The sequence below is a fragment of the Acidaminococcus sp. AM33-14BH genome, assembly GCF_003603525.1.
GTDB classification, from domain to species: Bacteria; Bacillota; Negativicutes; order Acidaminococcales; family Acidaminococcaceae; genus Acidaminococcus; species Acidaminococcus intestini.
Genome location: NZ_QTNG01000007.1, coordinates 99,817 through 114,216, shown reverse-complemented (window position 1 = coordinate 114,216; position 14,400 = coordinate 99,817). Strand labels below are relative to the sequence as shown.

Here is a 14,400-nt window from a genome sequence, read left to right as displayed (position 1 = left end):
GCACGGGAAACGGGTAATGGCGCGGTTTGTCATTGACACGATGGAAAATGCTGGGTATAGTAAGGGTGTCAAGCACAATATTGTACCGCCGGGTACGCCGCCCTGTTCCAGTAGGCCTTGAAGGGATAGGGGGCGTACCCTTTTCCTCATTTTATTTGACGCATCAATTACGCTGATTCGATGCATGTCTAGTTTTGTTAGGTAAGGAGGAATTCCTGATGGACGAATTCATTTATAAAGCCCCTTATGAAGAAGAGGGCAAGCGGATCCTTGAAGTCAATATCCTGCCTGAAACGTACTGCAGCTTTAATTGCATTTATTGTCCCATTGACCGGAAAGAAGATCGGCATCAGACGGATGAAATCCAGGATTTGGGGGACGTAACAAAAGCGCTTGATGATTTGGGGCGCCGCATGGAGGAAGAGCGGATCGAGGAAGTCTTCCTGAATGGTCATGGGGAGAGCTTGCTTCATCAGGCCTTGCCCCGTATCATTGACTTCATTCATCAAAAAGGAGCTGCCGTGCGGCTTCTTTCAAATGGCTACCTCTTGCATCGGCCCGAGTACCAGGCTCTTGCCAATCGTTGTGAGGCCGTTATCGGCGAACTCAAGAATGCTGCGGATGCCAGTTTCCAAAAAAGTCAGCGGCCCCTTTCCGGTTATACCTTGGAGCAATATACTGCCAATATGAAAGCCTTCCGGGCGCAGTATCACGGCCGCTTCATCTTTGAAGTGACCATCGTAAAAGGCTATAATGACGATGAAAAAAGCGTGGCTTTTTTGGAACGCGTCGTAAAGGAGCTCCATCCCGACAACCTTGCCGTCATCCCCATTGATGAGCCCTTCCAAAAGGTCCTGGGTGTGGGGGAAGACCGATTGGAGGCAATCCGAAAAAGATTGGAAAAGGCGAGGGGATAAAACACAACGCTGGCTCCAAACCGTCCCTTCTTTGAAGGGGGCCGAATCCATTTACCCTGTGAACCATGTTTTTCGGCTTTTTGCTGGCACTTCAGTGGATATTTTCTGGTTTCAATTCCCCGCCTTACCCAAGGCGGATCGATGCTGCGCATCGAGTACTAAGGCAAAAGACTGAACATAGATCATTCCAGCTGCTATCGTGATTTCTACATTTCAAAAGCCCCCGTCTTATAATAAAAGCGAAGGGCCCAAAACCGAACCTACGTCTACGTCGGTTTTGGGCTTAACTTGCCGTTTTTTTCTTGCGGCCCTTTGCCTTAGTGTTTTCCCCTTGGAGACGGCGAAAGCCGTTCCGCCTGACCAAGCTGGCTTGGTGGGTAGTTGGATGAGGAGGGGCGGTTTGGCGCCGTGCGTTCCGGTCTTTTTCTCCGATTGTTTTTTGTAAAGTCGGTTCAGATGGATCCAGTTGCGAGGAGCCCCCGCTTCCCCATCAAATCAGGCCGATTTTGCCCTGAATTCACAGCATACACGAATCGCTATATCCGCGTGAACAAGATGCGTCGGCAACGACTCTTTTCAATTGTCGCCTTTTTTGGTAAAATGGGCGGGACTACTTTGCTACGAGACCAAAAAGGAGAGACCCATGAGTATACTTGATGTTGCCCATCTGTCCCACAGCTATGGCGGCCGGGAGATTTTTGAGGATGTTTCCTTCCGCCTTGAAAAGGGGGAGCACGTGGCCCTTGTCGGTGCCAACGGTGAGGGCAAGTCGACGTTTATGTCAATCATTACGGGAAAACTGTCCCCTGATGATGGCAAGATCACCTGGGCGCGGCGTACGAAGGTTGGATACATGGACCAGCACGCGGCCCTTGAGGCGGGAAAGACCATCCGCGAAACGCTGCGCACGGCCTTTCAGGATCTTGTCGATGAGGAAAAGGAAATGCTTGCCGCTTACGATAAGATGGCGTCGGCTTCACCGGACGAGCTGGAGCGCCTCATGGCGGATACGGCCGAAATCCAGGAACGGTTGGAGGCGGCTGATTACTACAACCTTGATACAAAAATCGAGGAAGTCGCGGCGGGCCTTGGACTGCGCGATATTGGCCTTGATCATAAGGTCGATGAGCTTTCGGGCGGTCAGCGCACGAAGGTGCTTCTTACAAAGCTCCTCCTTCAACATCCTGACATCCTGCTTCTTGACGAACCGACCAATTATCTGGATGCGGAACATATTGAGTGGCTTACGCGCTACCTGCAAAACTATGAGAATGCCTTTATTGTCATTTCCCATGATGTGCCATTTCTTAACGCCGTAACGAACGTCATTTGGCATGTCGATAACCTGGGTCTCACACGTTATACGGCAAACTATGAAAAATTTGAGGAAATGGTGGCCATCAAACGGCGCCAGTTGGATGCCGCTTATGAACGGCAGCAGGCAGAAATCAAAAAAGAACAGGACTTCATTGCCCGTAATAAGGCCCGTGTCGCGACGCGGGGGATGGCCAATAGCCGAATGAAGAAACTGGCCAAGATGGAAGTCCTTACAAAACGTGCCGAAAAACCCAAACCCCATTTCCAGTTCAAGGAAGACCGGGCGCCTTCTCGTTTTGTCCTTGTAGGCACAAACCTTGTCCTAGGGTATCACGATCCCCTGACAAAACAGGTGGACCTCAAGATCGAGCGGGGCGAAAAGATTGCCATCCGTGGGACGAACGGCCTTGGGAAATCGACCCTGTTAAAGACCTTGCTTGGCATGATTCCGCCCATTGCAGGAACCGTGGAACGAGGGGAATTTGTTTCCGTCGGCTATTTTGAGCAGGAAAGCGCAAAGGGCAACCAGAACACGGCCCTTGAGGAACTGTGGCAGGAATACCCGGGCATGGCCAATGCCGAAGTCCGTGCCGCCCTTGCCGCCTGCGGCCTCACCAATGATCATATTACGACCAAGATGACGGCCCTTTCGGGCGGTGAAGCGGCCAAGGTGCGGCTCTGCAAGATCATGCAGCAGCCGGCCAATCTGCTCGTCCTTGACGAACCGACAAATCACCTTGATGTGGAGGCCAAGGAAGAACTAAAGCGTGCCCTCAAGGACTATAAGGGAACCTTGATCCTTGTTTCCCACGAACCGGATTTTTATGAAGACTGGATTGACGAGGTCTGGAATATTGAAGGATGGTCGACAAAGATTGTCTAAATTGTATATAATGTAATACAAAGCAACGTGAGGCTGTGGAGTGTGAATGTGAATGCACCGCTCACTGCTCCGCAAAAATGGCAGCATGCCGTATTTTAGAGGGGAGTCAATATGCTTACACTGGATGAACTGTACAAAAAAATGCTCGCTCGTGCTGTGGAAGGAAAGGACGTTACGGACATCAAGGATGCCGATCCCAAGATGATCGAATGCCTGGCCCATCCGGAAGAAACCAGTCTTGTTTGGCGCGCCAAGGACTGCACTTGCTCTGAAGAGGAACAAGGCAGCTGCGCCCAGGTCTGCCACTGGGATGCCCTGCATCCAGGCAAGGACGGGATTTCCATTGATAATGATAAATGCGTAGGCTGTCAGGCCTGCGTCGACGCATGTAAACTGGACGCCTTAAAGACCAAGAAAGATATCATCCCCGTTGTGGAAGAACTCAAGAAAGCGGAAACACCGATTTACGCTCTTGTAGCGCCGGCTTTTTCCGGTCAGTTTGGTTCCAAGGTCACGGCTGGCCGCCTGCGCACGGCCTTAAAGATGTTGGGCTTTTCGGGGATGCTCGAAGTGGCTGTCTTTGCCGATATCCTGACGCTCAAGGAAGCACTGGAATTTAACAAGAACGTCAATAAAGAAGGGGACTTCCAGCTGACGAGCTGCTGCTGCCCTATGTGGATTGCCATGATCCGCCGTCTTTATCATGAACTGATGCCCAATGTACCGGGCTCCGTTTCTCCTATGATTGCTGGCGGCCGTACAGTCAAAGTGCTGCACCCCAATGCCAAGACGGTCTTTATTGGGCCCTGCATGGCTAAAAAAGCCGAAATCAAGGAGCCGGACCTTAAGGGGGCCATCGACTATGTCCTCACTTACGAGGAATTGCGGGACCTATTTACGACGACTGATATTGACCTTGAGCACTTGGAAGAAGATAATGTACCACACGCGTCTAGAGCGGGCATTCGGTATGCCTATGCTGGCGGTGTGGCAGAGGCTGTTGCCGCAACGGTAAAACGCCTTGATCCAAACCGCAAGATTGAAGTCAAAGTGCGCCGCGCCGACAGTGTGCCTGACTGTAAGGCCATGATCGATTCAATCCTGAAAGGGAACCGAGAAGGCAACTTCTTTGAAGGTATGGGCTGCCGCGGCGGCTGCGTCGGCGGACCGAAGGCCCTTGTTCCCAAGGAACAGGGAAAACTGAATGTTATGGCCTACAGCGATGAATCAACGTACAAAACGCCGGCCGAAAACCCCTATGTGATTGAACTCTTAAAACAGCTCGGTTTTGAAACAGTTGAAGAATTCCTCACAAAAAGCGACCTTTACGACCGTAAATTTGACTGAAATAAAAAAAGTTCCCTTTGGGCTGATGAGGCTCAAAGGGAACTTTTTTGTTTTCGTCAGAAGAACGATCCAGTATGCCGGGGCCCGTCAGCCAAACTTGCGGACGCGGAGCTTGATGCCGCAGGAGGCCGCGACCTTGCGGCTTTTTTCAATATCCTCGGGCGAAAGGACATCAACAACGGTCATGCGCGTATCGGGAATGCTCTTTTTGCAGGCTTTGGCAAAGTCCAGCATGGCCTTATAAGCACCGGTGAGGGTGGGCTTTGTTACACGGTTATATTCCTTTTCATCCGGTGCGTTGAGGCTGATGGAAACGGAATCAAGCAGCCCTGCCAGTTCTGGTACGATGTCGCGGCCGTTTTCTAGGCTGCCAAGACCGTTCGTATTGAGACGAAGGTTGAGCCCTGGATGGAGGCGGCGTACATAACGAGCCGTTTGTTCCAATAGGGGAAGGGCACAGGTCGGCTCTCCGTAGCCGCAGAAAACAAGTTCCTGAAAACCGGTAAAATCAAAGGCGTCAATGGCTTTTTTGACCTGGTTCCAGGTAGGGTTTACTTTGTGCCACAAGGTGGGCGCATCACCAATGCCGTCATGCTGGAAGCGGATACAAAAGGTACAGCGGCAGTTGCACTTGTTTGTGAGGTTGGCGTAGACACCGTCCTTATACGTGTAGAGAATTTGAGCCATGATGGGTCACACTCCTTTCCAAAGGAAGAAATAGGGCTGTCCTAACGCCGCTTTTATCAAGAAGGCTGGCTATGAACCCATAAAATAGGAGGCTGCCGCCAGATTGAAGGGCGCTCCCTATGATGGAGGTCAAAAGAGCGGTTTTGCTGCCAAAAATGAGCCCTTCTGCCAGATAATAGCCTATGGTGGAAATGATCCAGGAAAGAAAAGGGGCAATCTTGTTGCGGCGGCAAAGAAGCGTTGGGGCCTTTGACGTAAAGGGCAGGGTAATGAGCATTTTGATGATGATCGTTGCCGGTGCCCACATAGGAGCCGTCAATAGGTCCGCCAGGCCGCCGCCAATGGCGCCGGCAAGAAGAGCATAGGGCTGAGGCAGGAGGGACGCGGCCACATAGATGATTGCATCGCCAAAATGGAGATAGCCGCCATTTGGACCAACAGGGATGTGGCAGATATAGGCCGTAAAAAGACAAATAAGGGCGGCAAAGATTCCAGTCAGGGTAAGGAGCCGGAGCCGCGTTTCACGCATGGGCTGAATCATGACCATCCTCCTTTGAGGAACGTAAGAGAGGGAGAAAAGGCTCGTAATCAATGCCGGCGTTACCGGGGGTATGCTCTTTTTGTGCAGCAGTAATGCCTTTTGCAATGAACTGGCCTGCTTTATTGACGCTGGGGACGAGACCCTCTTTGTGCAGGCGTGCCGCAAGGAGTACGGCCGCGAAAAGATCGCCCGTTCCTGAATAGGAGCCGCCTAGATGAGGGAATATCACGGGGTGGCTGCTGCCTTTGGAAATGATAAGGTTGCAGATTTCCTTTCCGCTTTTTTCACCCTTTAGGGGAATGCCTGTAATGACAAGGTCTGTCTGGGAAAAGGCGGCAGCTTTTTGAGTAAGAATGGCGAAAAGGGCATCTTTATCTTCTTTTTCTCGGTTCATGATGGCATCCATTTCTGTACCTGTAAGAAGGCAGAACTCTGTAAGATTCGGCGTGAGGAAATCGGCCTTTTCCGCAAGGCTCCGCATGGCTTCGATGGAAGCGTCCGTAAAACCCTTATAGACGCGTCCTTGATCCCCTAGGACTGGGTCGCAGAGATAGGTCACGCCTGGATGGTGAAACGTGTCAACAAATTCAGCTGTCTGATAGGCTGCTTCAGGGGACGCAAGATAGCCTGAGAGAATCCCGGCAAAAGTGATCCCGAGCGCGTTCCAGTGGCGCCGATAGGCTTCCATGTGGGATGCCAAGGAAACCGAATGATATCCTTCATAGCCCGTTTGGGCTGTAAGTACGGCTGTGGGCAGGGGACAGGCTTCTATACCCATGGCGGCAAGAACGGCAATGTCCGCCGTAAGGGAGCAGCGACCCAGGCCGGAAAGATCGTTGATGACAGCTGCCCGCAGGTGCATGAAATCGTCTCCTTTTTGTTGTGTTTTGGGATGGCCCCGTAAGTCTGGGGTCTGTCATTGTTTTCTGTTATAACACAGGAAAAGAACCCTGAAAAGGAACGATTCGAAGAAAAATGAAGGCAAACCGTGAACCTATGGGCTAAGCGTAACATCTTTCTCGGTAGGGGATACATCATCCAGGCAAAATAACGGGAAGCTCCTTATTGTTAAGATTATGTTGTCCAGATACTGCTTATCAAAATAAAGGAAGGTCTCCCATGGAATAGAGTGATCTGTCATCAAAATAATAAGGGAGCTAAGAACGAAAGTGAGATGAATAAGACCTTCTGGGCCGTCCTCCTCAAGGCAGCAGGACCTCTTGCAGAGAACAGAGGGTTTTGCCGCCTTCGCGGCGATTTAAATAGAAATGGGGTTCCTCGTTTTTGCAATACAACTTCTTCCCTTTTAGCACCGCTGATTCCCGTTTGCGGGTTGCTGTACTTGGCGGTAACTTCCTGTGGCAGGACGTTCACTTCATCGGATTGCGCCATGCCTGGACACAAAAAAAGACCATCGCGGCGCGATGGTCTTGCTTTTTCAATTGGTGCCGAAGGCCGGACTCGAACCGGCACGCTTTGAGGGCGCTTGATTTTGAGTCAAGTGCGTCTGCCAATTCCGCCACTTCGGCACGGGTTTGGTGCAACGAAGATATTCTAGCATTGAAGCATCATTTTGTCAACGGATTTCCCCGTTTTGGTGTGCTGCAGTCAGAACGTAAATTCATAGGACGCGTCAATACGGACTGGCCCGCCGATGGTGATGCCTGTCAGTTTTCCGTCTTTCATGGCTGCCTTGATGGAAATGGGGCCGCCCGGTTCCTTGAGGATGAGGGCAAGCGATTTTTGATGACGCAGGCCTAGCGCTGCCGCCGCTGCCGCACTGCCGCTGCCGCAGCTGCGCTCCCAGTAGAGGGTCCCTGTTGCGGTCACAAACACAGCGGGAATCATGCGGGCCGACTTTTCTTCTACAAGGATGAGCCCATATGCATCGGGAAGCGGCCCAGTACTCACCTTGTTTTTAAGGGCAAGCCAGTAGTCCATAGGGGACAGGGCATCAAGTTCTTCCGTAAAATAGACATAGTGATCGATACCGGGAAGAACGACATGGATGAGGGAGACTTCTTTTTCGCCAACCCTCATTGCTTCTTCTGTTATGGATAGGGGCAGCGGCAGGTCAATTTCCGCGTCATAGGTGGGGGGAGTGCTGCCAAGCTTTTTGACGCGGGCTTCCATGGGGGCTTTTGCGCCGGAACAGGTTACTTCAAAGACCCCTTCTTCGCCATGGATGTGGGCCCAATAGGCGGCTGCGGAGCGGGAGGCATTGCCGCAGAATTCCCCGCCCATCATTTCAACGCGGACGGAGCGGCCGCTTCCTGATAGGCAGCCTGCCTGTTCGGCGTCAGGATCTGCTGAAAGCAAAGCATCATTGAGTTCCCGCCGATCATCCACAGGAACAGGAGAGAGCACGAAAAGCGTGATGTTGCCGCTGGGATCAAGTTTTACCACATTGAGGTTCATCATAAGCACTCCTTTATTGAAAAAAATCATAAGCTCCATGAATCATGATAAAACTATTATAACCTATTATTCTGATAATTTGGAAAAATTCTTTTACGATTTTAGAAAAAAGGAAATTTCATATAATGAACCGCAAAAATTTACAAGGACGGCACATTTATATGGTACAATAAAGATTACGACACAATAGAAAGGAAGAGAAAAGATTCGCATGAAAACAAAGAAATTCCTGGAAACCCTTCTTGCGGGCTTGACTTGTCTTTCATTCTGGTCCGGGACCGGAGAGGCGGCCGATGCACGCTGGGATGACGGGGTTCCCCGCTATACAGAGGCAAAGGTCATCATCCACGAGGATGGGCCTAACCTTCTTTTTTCGGATAGTCCGGAAATGGTTCAAAAATGCGGTGTCATGTACCGCGATACGGTCAAGGGCAAGTTCCGTCTTTTTTTCCACCATGTCAATGATACGGACAGCAGCAAGCGGCTTGCCATCGTCCTGCGCCGAACCGGGATTCGTCCGGCCCTCGTGCAGCTGGGAAGAAATGGCATTTCAGATCCTAACCGTGACTGGCTGGAAGCTGGAAAAGAGGCCCAGATCCGCTACTATGGCAAGCAAAAGGAAACAGATCCCTTGAGGATAAGCCGGATGACTGACTTGCTTGGGCTCCAAAAACCGACCATCATCCGTCCCCAGGAACTAGTGACGGGCATTGTCAACCTAGAGTCGGACCGGCCTGTAGAAGTTTCCGTCATGATGATTCCTGTAAAGACCGATCTGGGTCTTGCCCTTGACGCATATGGCATCCTGCCTCCTGATGAAGGGGATCATGTCCTGCGCGGGACCTTCCCTGCGTCCGATGTCCATGTTCGGCTTCAAGAGGCGTACCCATCGAATAAACTGGAAACCTGGGGCATCAAACTTGCTGACGACGTCCTCAATCCCTATGTGCGGGGAACAGACGCGACAACGGGTAAAAAGGTTGTCAATTATGGCAATTATGGGGTCATGTATGATGTCATCCTTCCGACCAAAGGAAAGCGGGACACGGTCCTGCGCTTTAATCCATATGGCGGACCTTATGCCGGCGCGGGCCTTCTTTCCATGAATGGCGAAGAGGCTAAGGAAATAAAGATTCCTGGACATGGACTGGCCTTTGGCTGGTCCCATGACGGTGAGACCATGGTTCTTGGAACCATTCCGGAAAACGGGGAGGCGACCTTGCATTTTTCACCGCCTGGATCTTCCAATCTGCCAATTCGCCTTTTTCTTTCTCCTAAATCCTAAGCCCTGATGAAAGTGCAAATGACGCTGAGATGGGCATTCATCATGATTACATTCCTTTTTAAAAATAATTCTTAAAAAGTTGTTGCTATTGTTTAGGATACGTGGTATACTCTAGTTGTTACCGAGAGAGGGTAATAAAAAAATACGGTATAAGGAGAGATCATCATGAAAGAATTAAAAGGTACGCAAACGGAAAAAAATCTTCAGGCTGCTTTTGCTGGTGAATCCCAGGCTTACAATAAGTATGGATATTATGCAAGTGTGGCTAAGAAAGAAGGCTACGAAAAGGTCGCTGCAAACTTCCTGGAAACCTCCAAGAACGAAAAAGAACATGCAAAGATCTGGTTCAAGGCCCTTCATGGCGGTTCCATTCCTGATACGGTAACGAACCTCAAAGATGCTGCTGCTGGCGAAAACTATGAATGGACCGATATGTATAAGGAATTTGCTGAAACGGCAGATAAGGAAGGTTTCCCTGAACTGGCCTTCAAATTCCGCGCTGTCGGTGCCATTGAAAAGCATCATGAAGAACGCTATAAGGCCCTCCTCCAAAAGGTAGAAGACGGCACCATGTTCAAACGCAGCGAAAAGACCGTTTGGATCTGCTCCAACTGCGGTCATATCGTAGAAGCCGAAGAAGCGCCTCAGGTTTGCCCGGTCTGCGCTCATCCGAGATCCTTCTTCATGGTTAACTGCGACTGCTTCTGATTCATCGGACTGGATGCAGGTGCACTAACTGGCGGAAGATTCCCTGTTCTTTCCTTCAGGAGAGGGCAGGGAATCTTTTTTATCCTTATGTTAACTTAAAGACAAATTGGGTTGACAGTGGGTGGATAGGTCCCTATAATGAACCTATCCGATATAAGGTTCAAGCGGACGCCCCATAGGGCAAACCCTTCCTTTCCCTCTAAACCAGGAGTCTTGAAGATGCATCCTTCGAGGCTTCTGGTTTTTTATGCATTTGTTGTTTGGACAACGGTTCTTTTTGCATGCGGGACGTATACTGGATCCATCAAGCGGAGGTCCCTTCTTGTCACGATGATGAAGGCCGCAGGTGACAATTCGCAGCATGATAAAGGAGTGTGTCTTATGGCAAAGAAAATTACAGATACGGTGACTTGGGTTGGGAAGGTTGACTGGGAACTGAATGAATTCCATGGTCATGAGTATTCGACGGAAAAGGGGTCCAGTTATAATGCTTATCTCATTAGGGATAAAAAAACAGTGCTCATGGATACGGTTTGGAAACCTTATGACGATGAGTTTGTAGAAAACCTAAAAAAGGAAATTGATCTTCACCAGATTGACTATATCGTCATGAACCATAATGAGAACGATCACAGCGGTGCCCTGCCGGCCCTGATGGCAGAAATTCCGGATACGCCGATTTACTGCACGAAGAAGGGAGAAGCCATCCTGCGCGGTCTTTATCATAAGGACTGGAATTTTGTCAATGTAAAGACGGGGGATACCTTGGATCTTGGGACCCATCAGCTGATTTTCATTGAAGCTCCCATGCTGCATTGGCCTGATACGATGTTCACTTATATGACGGGTGAGAATATCCTCTTTTCCAATGATGGTTTTGGCCAGCATTTTGCAAGTGAAGATCTTTTTAATGATCAAGCCGATCAGGCTGCCCTTTATGGTGAGGCCATGAAGTATTATGCTAATATCCTCAACCTTTACAGTCCCATGGTGACAAGAAAGATTGACGAGATTCTTGCCATGAATGTTCCTGTTTCCATGATTTGCCCAAGTCACGGCGTGATTTGGCGGAAAGACCCGCTATCCATCGTAAAGGCGTATCAGAAATGGGCCCAGGCTTATCAGGAAAATCAGGTGACCATCCTTTACGATACCATGTGGAACGCGACGCGGCGCATGGCAGAAAAGATTGCGGAAGGCATCAAAAAGGCTGATCCGACGATTGTAGTCAAACTCTTCAATACAGCCGTTGACGATAAGAATGATATGATAACGGAAGTCTTTAAATCAAAGGCCATCCTTGTTGGTTCACCAACAATCAATTATGGCTTCCTTTCTTCTATTGGAAGCATGATGGAAATGATCCGGGGCCTGAAGTTCAAAAATAAGAAAGCAGCTGCCTTCGGCAGTTACGGCTGGAGCGGCGATTCAGTGAAACAGATTTCGGAGCTTCTTGATTTAGCCGGGTTCACGGTTGTGAATGAAGGACTTAAGATGCTGTGGATGCCTGATGAAAAAGGCCTTGAAACCTGTGAACAATTTGGTGAGGATTTTGTAAAGAGCTTGAACGCATAAATCATCTATAGGCATTGATAAAAGGAAATCATGTCTGCCGCGTTAAAAAATAAGAAGCCTTGAAGCAGCGATAACCTTCAAGGCTTCTTGTTTTTTAGATCAAGGATGTTTCGAACGGTCTCATTTTTTAAGAACAAAGGAAGCAGCAGATTTCCTAAAATCGTGACGCTGATGATTTCTCCGAGGGCCACGTACCCCATGGTAGGAAGAAGGGGCAGGTCCGCCATGTAGTTGAGCTCAAACCCGATGAGAAGGCCGTTGGAAAAAACGGGCATCAAACTTGCCAGGAAGGCGGATCTGCAAAAGCGCATGAAATAAAGTCCCAGGAAGGTGGCCGAGGTGCCAATCAGCATATCCGTAATGCCGAAAGGACTTCCTACATTGGAAATAAGGCAGCCCAAAGTCAGGCCCGGAATAAGGCCTTTATCATAAAAGGCAAGGAGTGTCATGAATTCTGAGACCCGCACCTGGACCGCACCGTAGCTTACAGGTGCCAATCCCAAGGTCAGGGCTGCGTAGAGGGCTGCCACCATGGCTCCGCGATAGGCTTTCAAGCGGGTTTCCATCATGATAGGGCCTTTGCTTTCATTTCCAGGTAGTGGCGGGAATAATAGGGCCCGAGCTGGGACTCCCTATGATCATAGCCATAGGCCCGCTTTGAAATGGAAAGGATGGGCGGAGCCTGGATCCTTTTGGCAACGGAGAGGCCGCAAAAAAGGTTCCACCACCGTTCGAGATCGCTGATAAAGGAGGCCGCATCGGGAAAGAGCTTATGGGATAGGCCTTCTTCACAGCCGATGCGAGCATCCAGGGTGCTATCCAGATACCAAGCAAGGAACTCTTCCGGTGCCTGCTTTCCCCAGCTTTCGACGAAGGCGCGGAAAAGATAATCGTGGTAGGGATAGTGAAGGGGATCGCCGCCCGTACCGACGGTCTGTTTCTGAGAAAGTTCAGCACTCGGTTTGATCGTAAAGACTTCATCAGGAATAACATCCTTGTGGTAGACCTGTTCATTGAGATAGCGCCCCAGGGCATAGACTTGGTGCTTCCATAGGTCGCCAATGAGAGCCATGACACCGGCAATGTCTCCATAAAAGGTGGCATAGCCAACGGTCATTTCCGACTTATTGGAGTTGCAGGAAAAGCCGCCGCCCCAAAGGGAAGCCATGCCGGCAATAACGCGGGCTCCACGGTCACGGGCTTGGATATTTTCAAGGGCAAAGGACGATACGGAAAGGGTTTCGTCTTTTCCCGTGCCATAATCATGGATGGTTGCGGATTGCAACTGCTTTTCCGTGAGGGATACGGATTCTTCAATGGGAATCACGGCATAGTGGGTACCCAGGGCTTCTGCCATCTTTTGGGCAAGGCCCTTGGTGAGGCTCGAATTAAAGCGTGATGGCAGGTTGAGGAGAAGCACATTTTCCGGGCCCAGGATGTGCACATAAAAAGCAGCCGTTACCGCTGAATCAATCCCGCCTGAAAGACCGATGGTCATCTTACGGATGCCTAGCTGGTCCAGGAACTTTGAAGCTCCATAATAGAGGGAATGGTAGATTTCCTCGATTTCCGTCATCTTTGGATGGACCGTTCCGGTTGAGGAAAGGGCTCCTGTTTCGGTATCAAAACTGCCGGTAAGGAAGGCCTCCTCAAAGGAAGGCGCATCGCAGAGCACATTTCCTTCCTTTGTATAAAAGGTGCTGCAGCCGTCAAAGGTGAAGATGTTCTTCCCGTTATTCTGGATGCCTACGCTGTTGCAGTAAAGAAGCGGCAGACCGCAGTCCCTTGCTTGTTTTTTAAAGAGCTCCCCGCGTTTGCGGTTTTTCTGTAGGGTAAAGGGCGAACAGGAAATATTGATAAGAAGCTGTGCCCCGTTTTTAGTCAGGATCTGTGGAACATTGAAATCATAGTTTTCGGTCCAGCCGTCCTCGCAAATAAAGACACCGAGCTTCACTTCTTTCCCCCTGATGGTCACAGATACAGGCTGGATGAGGTCTTCCAGGGTTTTCCCCGGAAGATGGGGCAGGAGTTTTGCCAAGCTGTGGAAATACCGGCTGTCATCAAATTCCCGGTAGTCAGGCAGGGCCGTTTTGCTGATAAAAGCCTGAGACAGGCCACCCTTTTTGAGTTTTCCATCTTGGGCAATGAAGGCGGCATTATATTTGCGGGGCCGGCCATCTTCATTCACAGCCCTTTCATCAAGGGCAATATTGCCGAAAATGACGCAGATATCCTGCGTGGCTGCAATGAGATCCTTCCCGTAATCGCGGCAGTCACGCAAAAAAGCGCGCTGCTCCCAAAGGTCACCTAAGAGGTAGCCTGGAATCAGCTGTTCAGGAAAGATGAGAATATCGATGCTGGCACGCTTTGCTTCTTCAATGGTTTCGAGGGCCCGGCGCAGATTGATCTCGGGACGTCCGGGGCGCACTTCCACCTGTGCGCATGCAATCTTGATTTCCATAATGCGTCAACTCCTATCGGGGGACAGCCGCAACAGGTCGGCTGGGCTTTTTTCGTCCACTGTCTCCCTTCATGTTCCTTCCCATTATAGCAAAGGAAGGTCCCTGTTAAAAGCAAAAAAGCGGGGACGATGCCATCCTTTATGAATGAGGCCCTCAGATGGCCCTGGGCGTTCTTTGGAGCAGGAGCGGAAAAAAATGACTGTTACTCATCAGACACGATGCTTGCGCATCGAATTTGACTATGCTATGATACGAATACG

At 50.2% G+C, this 14,400-nt stretch carries 12 protein-coding genes and 1 tRNA gene; 6 read left to right on the top strand and 7 right to left on the bottom strand.

Annotated elements, in window-relative coordinates:
• The first annotated feature begins 218 nt into the window (after positions 1-218).
• The 3 genes from DW817_RS06695 to DW817_RS06685 all read left to right on the top strand — a co-directional run bounded on the left by DW817_RS06695 (position 219) and on the right by DW817_RS06685 (position 4,464).
• Complete coding sequence (locus DW817_RS06695) at positions 219-917, top strand: radical SAM protein (protein WP_120111672.1); 699 nt, start codon at positions 219-221, stop codon at positions 915-917.
• Between the two features lie 643 nt (positions 918-1,560).
• A complete protein-coding gene (locus DW817_RS06690) occupies positions 1,561-3,117 on the top strand; it encodes an ABC-F family ATP-binding cassette domain-containing protein (RefSeq protein WP_120111668.1) in 1,557 nt (518 codons plus the stop codon).
• A 111-nt stretch (positions 3,118-3,228) separates the two neighbouring features.
• On the top strand, positions 3,229-4,464 hold the full coding sequence (locus tag DW817_RS06685; protein ID WP_009015959.1) for a [Fe-Fe] hydrogenase large subunit C-terminal domain-containing protein: 1,236 nt from the start codon (positions 3,229-3,231) through the stop codon (positions 4,462-4,464).
• 87 nt (positions 4,465-4,551) lie between these two features.
• Here the strand turns inward: DW817_RS06685 and DW817_RS06680 are convergent, their stop codons facing one another.
• From DW817_RS06680 to DW817_RS06660, 5 genes are all read right to left on the bottom strand, one after another.
• On the bottom strand, positions 4,552-5,151 hold the full coding sequence (locus DW817_RS06680) for a TIGR04100 family radical SAM protein (RefSeq protein ID WP_021737197.1): 600 nt from the start codon (positions 5,149-5,151) through the stop codon (positions 4,552-4,554).
• Complete coding sequence (locus tag DW817_RS06675) at positions 5,126-5,692, bottom strand: TIGR04002 family protein (protein ID WP_120111665.1); 567 nt, start codon at positions 5,690-5,692, stop codon at positions 5,126-5,128. Before DW817_RS06675 ends, DW817_RS06680 begins: the two co-directional genes overlap by 26 nt.
• Positions 5,673-6,554, bottom strand: coding sequence for a bifunctional hydroxymethylpyrimidine kinase/phosphomethylpyrimidine kinase (locus tag DW817_RS06670; RefSeq protein ID WP_009015962.1), 882 nt, complete (start codon positions 6,552-6,554; stop codon positions 5,673-5,675). The genes DW817_RS06675 and DW817_RS06670 overlap by 20 nt, the downstream gene beginning before the upstream one ends.
• A 581-nt stretch (positions 6,555-7,135) precedes the next feature.
• Positions 7,136-7,221, bottom strand: a tRNA-Leu gene (locus DW817_RS06665).
• Between the two features lie 79 nt (positions 7,222-7,300).
• A complete protein-coding gene (locus DW817_RS06660) occupies positions 7,301-8,113 on the bottom strand; it encodes a hypothetical protein (protein WP_243634086.1) in 813 nt (270 codons plus the stop codon).
• Positions 8,114-8,321: 208 nt separating this feature from the next.
• Here DW817_RS06660 and DW817_RS06655 point away from each other — a divergent pair, with 208 nt between their 5' ends.
• From DW817_RS06655 to DW817_RS06645, 3 genes are all read left to right on the top strand, one after another.
• On the top strand, positions 8,322-9,395 hold the full coding sequence (locus DW817_RS06655; RefSeq protein WP_021737173.1) for a hypothetical protein: 1,074 nt from the start codon (positions 8,322-8,324) through the stop codon (positions 9,393-9,395).
• 165 nt (positions 9,396-9,560) lie between these two features.
• The gene (rbr, locus tag DW817_RS06650) at positions 9,561-10,103 is read left to right on the top strand and encodes a rubrerythrin (protein WP_009015965.1); all 543 of its coding nucleotides are present in this window, start codon (positions 9,561-9,563) and stop codon (positions 10,101-10,103) included.
• A 381-nt stretch (positions 10,104-10,484) separates the two neighbouring features.
• Complete coding sequence (locus DW817_RS06645) at positions 10,485-11,678, top strand: anaerobic nitric oxide reductase flavorubredoxin (protein ID WP_009015966.1); 1,194 nt, start codon at positions 10,485-10,487, stop codon at positions 11,676-11,678.
• Positions 11,679-11,755: 77 nt separating this feature from the next.
• Here the strand turns inward: DW817_RS06645 and DW817_RS06640 are convergent, their stop codons facing one another.
• Positions 11,756-12,247 carry a QueT transporter family protein gene (locus DW817_RS06640; RefSeq protein ID WP_009015967.1) on the bottom strand — a complete coding sequence of 164 codons (492 nt, stop codon included), beginning with the start codon at positions 12,245-12,247 and terminating at the stop codon, positions 11,756-11,758.
• Complete coding sequence (nadE, locus tag DW817_RS06635; protein WP_021737177.1) at positions 12,244-14,139, bottom strand: NAD(+) synthase; 1,896 nt, start codon at positions 14,137-14,139, stop codon at positions 12,244-12,246. The genes DW817_RS06640 and nadE overlap by 4 nt, the downstream gene beginning before the upstream one ends.
• Positions 14,140-14,400: the final 261 nt, after the last annotated feature.

Excerpts from the sequence above, each read along its gene's own strand:
- DW817_RS06690 (WP_120111668.1), top strand. The coding sequence starts at position 1,561 with ATGAGTATACTTGATGTTGCCCATCTGTCCCACAGCTATGGCGGCCGG.
- DW817_RS06680 (WP_021737197.1), bottom strand. The coding sequence starts at position 5,151 with ATGGCTCAAATTCTCTACACGTATAAGGACGGTGTCTACGCCAACCTC.
- DW817_RS06670 (WP_009015962.1), bottom strand. The coding sequence starts at position 6,554 with ATGCACCTGCGGGCAGCTGTCATCAACGATCTTTCCGGCCTGGGTCGC.
- DW817_RS06660 (WP_243634086.1), bottom strand. The coding sequence starts at position 8,113 with ATGATGAACCTCAATGTGGTAAAACTTGATCCCAGCGGCAACATCACG.
- rbr (WP_009015965.1), top strand. The coding sequence starts at position 9,561 with ATGAAAGAATTAAAAGGTACGCAAACGGAAAAAAATCTTCAGGCTGCT.
- DW817_RS06645 (WP_009015966.1), top strand. The coding sequence starts at position 10,485 with ATGGCAAAGAAAATTACAGATACGGTGACTTGGGTTGGGAAGGTTGAC.
- DW817_RS06640 (WP_009015967.1), bottom strand. The coding sequence starts at position 12,247 with ATGATGGAAACCCGCTTGAAAGCCTATCGCGGAGCCATGGTGGCAGCC.
- nadE (WP_021737177.1), bottom strand. The coding sequence starts at position 14,139 with ATGGAAATCAAGATTGCATGCGCACAGGTGGAAGTGCGCCCCGGACGT.
- DW817_RS06675 (WP_120111665.1), bottom strand. The coding sequence starts at position 5,692 with ATGATTCAGCCCATGCGTGAAACGCGGCTCCGGCTCCTTACCCTGACT.
- DW817_RS06655 (WP_021737173.1), top strand. The coding sequence starts at position 8,322 with ATGAAAACAAAGAAATTCCTGGAAACCCTTCTTGCGGGCTTGACTTGT.
- DW817_RS06695 (WP_120111672.1), top strand. The coding sequence starts at position 219 with ATGGACGAATTCATTTATAAAGCCCCTTATGAAGAAGAGGGCAAGCGG.
- DW817_RS06685 (WP_009015959.1), top strand. The coding sequence starts at position 3,229 with ATGCTTACACTGGATGAACTGTACAAAAAAATGCTCGCTCGTGCTGTG.